Source organism: Flavobacterium sp., from assembly GCF_035760125.1.
In the GTDB taxonomy this organism is placed as follows: Bacteria; Bacteroidota; Bacteroidia; order Flavobacteriales; family Flavobacteriaceae; genus Flavobacterium.
Map to the genome: position 1 here is coordinate 1 of NZ_DASTTN010000206.1, position 5,981 is coordinate 5,981.

Genomic DNA, 5,981 nt, shown 5'->3' on the forward strand with positions numbered 1-5,981 from the left:
GCTTGCTAAATACAATGATTTGGAGAATGTGAAAACTTTAATCGAAGCCAATAAAAATGAAATTGCAGCCATAATTGTTGAACCTGTTGCTGGAAATATGGGATGTATTCCACCAGTAAAAGGATTTTTGGAAGGATTACGCGAGTTATGTACGGCTGACGGAATTTTATTGATTTTTGATGAGGTAATGACAGGCTTTAGATTGGCCAGAGGTGGTGTGCAGGAACTGTTCAACATCAATGCAGATATTGTTTGTTTCGGAAAAGTAATCGGGGGTGGATTACCCGTTGGAGCTTTTGCGGCACGTGCCGAAATTATGAATTTCCTAGCGCCATTGGGACCTGTTTACCAAGCGGGAACTTTGTCGGGGAATCCATTGGCTATGGCGGCCGGATTGGCGATGTTGCAGGCGTTGGATAACGATCGGGAAATTTTCAAAAGATTAGAAGACAAAACTGCTTATTTAGGCGCAGGAATCGAAAGAGTTTTGAAAGCCAATAATGTCGTTTTTACCATTAATCAAATAGGTTCTATGATTTCGGTTCATTTTGATGCGAATCCAGTGACTGATTTTCAATCTGCTGCTGCAGGAGATAATGAAACTTTCAAGAAATTCTTCCACGGATTAGTTGCCGAAGGAGTTTATATCGCACCATCGGCTTATGAAACTTGGTTTATCACTGATGCATTGACTTACGAAGACTTGGATTTTACTATTCAAGCAATTGACAAAGTTTCTAAAACGTTCTAAGTAACGTCAATTAATAAAACATAAATTCCACTCATTTGCCCAAATTAATTGGTGTAAATAAGTGGAATTCATATTTGAGGTCAAAAAGGATTCAATCAAAATTATTCTCTACATTCCTCCTCTTCTTTTTTCTTTTATTTTTTCTTTGTTTTCTTCTCTTATTGTAAGCCATTTTTTATATTGATCATCTGATAAGATGGCTTTCATTTTAGCTTCGGTATCTGCTTTTTCTGCTTGCATTTTAGTTCTGAATGCATCTCTTTCTGCGTCGGTCATTTTTTCGCCACTAGATTTACGAGTGTTTTTTTGATTTCTAAAGTCTTGAGCTTTTGCGCTTTTCTCCGCCAAAATTTTACTGACTGCTTCTTGCTGTTTGGCATCCAAAGTCAATTCTTTGGTTAGACGAGCCAAATGTTTTTGCTGACGCTGTTCTGGAGTCATTTTTTCCATGCTGGCTTTGTTTTGTTGTGGGGTGGTTTCTTGTGCAAAACCAGTCAATCCCATTCCGAATACTAAGGCAATAATTAAATTTTTCATATTTGTTTGTTTTTAAGTTATAGATGTAAGATGACCGTAATAGTCAAAGGTTTAATGTTTTAACGATAATTTGTGAAAAACTGATATAAGTCATTTCAATTTAAAAATGGTATGCTATCTTTGTGCCGTGAAAAACTTCGTATTCATACTCATCATCGCCATTTTTCTAAAACCGATTTTTCCGGTTATAGAATACGTGGTTAATTATGAATACATCTCGAAGGTACTTTGTGAAAACAAGGCAAAGCCAATGATGCATTGTAACGGGAAATGTCATTTGATGAAAGAATTGGCAAAAGCTGCCGAAAATGAAAAGCCTGCATCTTCCGATAAAAAGGGATATTCTCCTCTTGCTGAACTACTATTTTTTCAAGAAATCAAAACTTTTTCTATTGCTTCTGTATCATTTTTGGATAAAGAAAACAATAGCAATACCTATTCTAATTTATATTCCAATTCCCATTTGGAATCACTTTTCCGACCACCCATTTTTATTTCTTAGATTTTATAAAAAACACTTTTGTGTCAATAGTTGCAAATGATATTCGTCGTTTGTAAACGTTTTTGCGCACGCACCCATTTTAAATAAATTAAGAAATACTAAATAATGAAAAACATAATAAATAAAGCAATTGCTGTTTTGGCAATGGGCTCTGTATTGGTAGGCTGTTCTAATAATGATGATGAAGCGATCACAGGTACTGGAAAATTAGTGGTGGAATTTGATAATGCTTTTGGGTCAAATGACTTGATTTTAGATACACAGGCCAACACAACTTCGCAAGGGGAAGTTCTAAAAATTAGCCAAATAAAATACATCATCAGTAATATCGTTTTGACCAAAGCTGATGGTACAACACTTACCTATCCAAAAAATGACAGCTATTTTATTGTTGATGAAGCGACTGACGATAGCCACGAAATCGAATTGGAAAATATCCCTGCGGGCGATTACACCAAAATAAAATTCGGAATTGGAGTTGATAAAGCACAGTGGGAATTGGGCGCTACGGGTCAAGGAGATTTTCTAACCCAAGCACAGGATGCAGGAATGTTGTGGAGTTGGTCAGCTGGGTATAAATTTGTGGCTTTCGAAGGGACTTTCACTTCTTCTTCGGTAACGACAGATACTTCATTTATGGTGCATACAGGACAAACCGGAACGGACTATAACTATACAGAAGTTACTTTGACCCTGCCTTCAAATGCTTTGGTGAGAACCACAATTACTCCTGAAATTCACGTCATAGCCGATGTGGCTAAAATCATTGACGGTACCAATAAAATTAAGCTTTCAGACAACAATATGGGAGGAATGGGAGCTATGATTATGGGAGGTACTCAGTTGCCTTTGATTACTGCCAATTTAAACGGAATGTTCTCGGTAGCACACGTACACAACGACTAATAAATTGCTGAATTTTTAGGAGCAGAAGATTGGTTTTTCATAACCACTTTTCTCCCGCTATCGCCTTTATTCCATCTTGTAGAAAAAACAAGCTGGGATATCGGCTCTATCGGGGCTAACCTAAGAGCTTCAGTAATTCTTTCAACATTCAAAAAACATGAAAAGAATATATTTTCTGTGTTTAATTATACCGTTGTTTTTAAGTTGTTCCAATGATATTGATGACGACTATATTGATGTGCCATTAGCGTTTACCGTTCCTTCCAATTTTCCTCCTTTGGCTTACAATATTACATTGAATCAGCCAACAGAGAAAGGATTTGAACTCGGTAAAAAGTTGTTCTACGACGGAAGATTGTCTTCAGATGGATTGGTTTCCTGTGGTTTTTGTCATATTCAGGAGAATGCATTTACCCATCATGGTCACGTTTTTAGTCACGGGGTAGGCGATAATATTGGGACAAGAAATACACCGGCAATTCAAAATCTAGGTTATCAAACAACCTTTATGTATGATGGTGCAGCTTCGCATCTCGATTTGCAACCCATTATTCCGTTCACGAGTTCAATTGAAATGAGCGGCAATTTTACCGATGCTATTGTCATGATGAAGTCCGATGCAGCTTATCAAAAACTGTTTGCATCAGCATTCAAAGACGGTCAAATCAATTCCGAGAATATGCTCAAAGCTCTGTCGCAATTTATGTTGATGGTGACTTCCAGTAATTCGCGTTTCGACAAATACCGTCGCAACGAATCGGGTGGAACTTTGACAACAGAGGAGTTGGCTGGCTATGATATTTTCAAAACCAAATGCAGTTCATGTCACGCCACTGATTTGATGACCGACAATTCTTTTAGAAACAACGGCTTGGCAATCAATCCAAAGTTAAATGATGTAGGGCGTTATCGCGTGACCCAATTGGCGACGGATTATTATAAGTTCAAAGTGCCCAGTTTGAGAAACGTTGAAAAGACGGCTCCTTATATGCACGATGGACGTTTTGGAACTTTAGAGGCTGTTCTGGAACATTATGCTTCTGGTGTTGTTGATTCCGAAACTTTAGACCCCATTTTAAATCAAAATGGCAAACTCGGAATTGCTTTGACCAGCCAAGAGAAAACGCAAGTAATTGCTTTTCTAAAAATATTAACCGATAATCAATATCTAACCGATAAGCGATTTTCAGAATTTTAAAATACAATGAAAAAATATTTTTTTATAATCCTAGCTTGTAGTTTTCAATTGGCTTTTTCGAATCCGTTGAAAGATAGTATTTATGCCAATAAATTTCATAATCTGTTATTGCTTAGCGAATATGAATATGAAGACTGTGATGCCTGTGGTTGTTCGGCAAGTAGTGGTGGATTGGGTTTTGGTTCTATGCTCAATTCAAACTTTGTGGGAGTTCGTTATTTGAATCAAAGCTATACCAGTAAAGACGGGATCTTTGACAATTCGCCTTGGGTGGATGAAAATTTTAATACGGTCCAGATTTGGTCAAAAATACCAATTACCGAAAGGATTCAGATTTTCACATTGATTCCTTTTCAGCACCACAGTCGTGAACTTACGACTGGAAAGGAAGAAATTCAAGGTTTGGGCGATATCACTGTGATGGGGATGTACACTTTGTATCAAACCCATAAAGACAGTATTACCTTGACTCATAAATTACAAATGGGTGGTGGCGTAAAAATGCCAACAGGGAAGTTCAACGAAGCCAATAATCTGGGGACTGTTAATCAAAGTTTTCAAGTAGGAACGGGCAGTTGGGATTACCTTTTGGTAGCTGATTATGTTATCCAAAAAAATAATTTAGGCCTGAATTTACTTTTAGATTATACTTTTAAAACTGAAAATAGTAAAAACTATCAATATGGCAACCAATTCAATTATGGTGGATTGTTCTTTTATTTATTGGAAGCCAATACTTTAAAAATAATGCCGAATCTCGGTTTGGTAGGTGAGGTTTACCAATCGAATAAACAGCATGGACAAGTTTTGCCCAATACTGCAGGAGATGTTTTGTTCAGTAAATTTGGTTTAGAAATTGGGAAAGATAAATTTTCTCTTGGTATGAGTGCCATGCTTCCGGTTACACAAAATTTGGCAGGTTCTAATATTGAAGCCAATTATCGTTTGATGGTAAATTTGAATTATAGTTTGTAAAAATCAGAACACAAATTTCACGAATTAGGACTAATTTAAAAAGATAACTATATTCGTGAAATTTGTGTTTATATTTTATTTGGAACCTCCCATTAAAGTCATTTTCGAATTGTATTTTTGAATATTATAAAAAATATAACGCATGATTTCCGTTCAAGAAGCCTTTTCGATATTAGAACAAAATTTGCCTGCTTTACATAAAGTGGAGTATTCTCTTTCTCAAGCCAGAAAACATATTTTGGCAGAATCTCTTTTGTCACTCATCAATATGCCTCCTTTTCGACAATCGGCGATGGATGGTTATGCTTTGTGTTTGCACAATGATTTGGTTTATGAAATTGTTGGCGAAATAAAAGCGGGAGATTCTCATATAGTGGAATTGCTTCCGGGACAGGCTGTCAAGATTTTTACCGGAGCAGCTATACCAGATTCGGCGCAAGCAGTAATCCAGATTGAATTGGTTGCTGCAAACGGAACCCAATTATTACTGGACGAATTGGTAGAACCAGAAACGAATGTTAGGCCCATTGGAGAGCAAATTTCTGCTGGTGATTTGGCACTCGAAAAAGGAACTTTATTGAATTCCGCAGCTATAGGTTTTTTGGCGGGACTTGGTTTTACCCATGTTAAAGTTTATAAAAAACCAAATATTGGAATTGTGGTCACAGGCAATGAGTTGGCCAAACCCGGTACACCACTCGAACACGGGAAAGTATATGAAAGCAATGGAATTATGTTACATTCCGCATTAATAGATGCTTATTATGATTCGGTGACCTTATATGAAGTCAATGATGATTTTGAAAACACCAAAAACATACTCCAAGATGCGATAACGAATAATGAGATGGTTTTGGTTTCTGGCGGAATATCTGTTGGGGATTATGATTTTGTGGCAAAGGCTTTAAAAGAACTTCACGTGCAAACTTTATTTCACAAAGTCAATCAAAAGCCTGGAAAACCATTGTTTGCAGGAAAGTTGCATAATAAAATGATTTTCGCATTGCCTGGAAATCCTGCGGCTTGCCTAACTTGTTTTTATGTGTATGTTTTGCCCACATTGGCAATTATGTCTGGTGCTGAGGCAAATTACAAACAAGCTGTTTTGTTTT

The 5,981-nt window shown here is 36.8% G+C and carries 7 protein-coding genes; 6 read left to right on the forward strand and 1 reads right to left on the reverse strand.

Features of this window, described 5'->3' with window-relative positions:
- Nucleotides 1-751 (forward strand): aminotransferase class III-fold pyridoxal phosphate-dependent enzyme (locus VFS71_RS07660; RefSeq protein ID WP_326400338.1); only part of this gene is annotated, 751 nt, incomplete at its 5' end.
- A 108-nt stretch (nt 752-859) separates the two neighbouring features.
- Here VFS71_RS07660 and VFS71_RS07665 read toward each other — a convergent pair.
- Nucleotides 860-1,288 (reverse strand): hypothetical protein, encoded by a 429-nt coding sequence (locus tag VFS71_RS07665; protein WP_326400340.1) that lies wholly within the window; start codon nt 1,286-1,288, stop codon nt 860-862.
- A 106-nt stretch (nt 1,289-1,394) separates the two neighbouring features.
- Here VFS71_RS07665 and VFS71_RS07670 point away from each other — a divergent pair, with 106 nt between their 5' ends.
- From VFS71_RS07670 to VFS71_RS07690, 5 genes are all read left to right on the forward strand, one after another.
- The gene (locus VFS71_RS07670) at nt 1,395-1,790 is read left to right on the forward strand and encodes a hypothetical protein (RefSeq protein ID WP_326400342.1); all 396 of its coding nucleotides are present in this window, start codon (nt 1,395-1,397) and stop codon (nt 1,788-1,790) included.
- A 105-nt stretch (nt 1,791-1,895) separates the two neighbouring features.
- Entirely contained in the window at nt 1,896-2,696 is an 801-nt protein-coding gene (locus VFS71_RS07675; protein ID WP_326400343.1) for an MbnP family protein, read from the forward strand.
- A 157-nt stretch (nt 2,697-2,853) separates the two neighbouring features.
- Entirely contained in the window at nt 2,854-3,894 is a 1,041-nt protein-coding gene (locus tag VFS71_RS07680; RefSeq protein WP_326400344.1) for a cytochrome-c peroxidase, read from the forward strand.
- A 6-nt stretch (nt 3,895-3,900) separates the two neighbouring features.
- Complete coding sequence (locus VFS71_RS07685) at nt 3,901-4,869, forward strand: transporter (protein WP_326400345.1); 969 nt, start codon at nt 3,901-3,903, stop codon at nt 4,867-4,869.
- A gap of 142 nt (nt 4,870-5,011) precedes the next feature.
- Nucleotides 5,012-5,981, forward strand: a 970-nt coding sequence (locus tag VFS71_RS07690; RefSeq protein ID WP_326400346.1) for a molybdopterin molybdotransferase MoeA, incomplete at its 3' end; no start/stop codon positions are given.

Coding starts and splice junctions, on each gene's coding strand:
- VFS71_RS07670 (WP_326400342.1), top strand. CDS start 1,395: ATGGTATGCTATCTTTGTGCCGTGAAAAACTTCGTATTCATACTCATC.
- VFS71_RS07680 (WP_326400344.1), top strand. CDS start 2,854: ATGAAAAGAATATATTTTCTGTGTTTAATTATACCGTTGTTTTTAAGT.
- VFS71_RS07675 (WP_326400343.1), top strand. CDS start 1,896: ATGAAAAACATAATAAATAAAGCAATTGCTGTTTTGGCAATGGGCTCT.
- VFS71_RS07685 (WP_326400345.1), top strand. CDS start 3,901: ATGAAAAAATATTTTTTTATAATCCTAGCTTGTAGTTTTCAATTGGCT.
- VFS71_RS07665 (WP_326400340.1), bottom strand. CDS start 1,288: ATGAAAAATTTAATTATTGCCTTAGTATTCGGAATGGGATTGACTGGT.